Here is a 246-nt window from a genome sequence, read left to right on the forward strand (position 1 = left end):
AAGTTATGCAAATCACAGTCGGATTACCGAAGAGTTAGAATATGCTAACAAGATCATGGAGAAAATTGGCTGTAATGTGATTGACGTGTCCAGTAAAGCTGTTGAAGAAACTGCGAATATAATTAATCATATGGTTCGAAAAAATAAAGAAAAAAAATAGTTTATAGGAGCGTCCCAAATGCACACTTTTGGTGACGCTCTTTTTAATGTGAAATGACATTATAAAAGACTTCGAAATTATGTCTA

General features: G+C 32.9%; 1 protein-coding gene. It reads left to right on the forward strand.

What is annotated here, in order from left to right; genetic code table 11:
* A partial coding sequence (locus tag AOA61_RS32745; protein ID WP_143521170.1) for a kinase/pyrophosphorylase occupies positions 1-160 on the forward strand: 160 nt, incomplete at its 5' end.
* Positions 161-246 lie beyond the last annotated feature (86 nt).

The sequence above is a fragment of the Pseudomonas sp. 2995-1 genome (assembly GCF_002742505.1).
GTDB lineage: Bacteria > Pseudomonadota > Gammaproteobacteria > Pseudomonadales > Pseudomonadaceae > Aquipseudomonas > Aquipseudomonas sivasensis.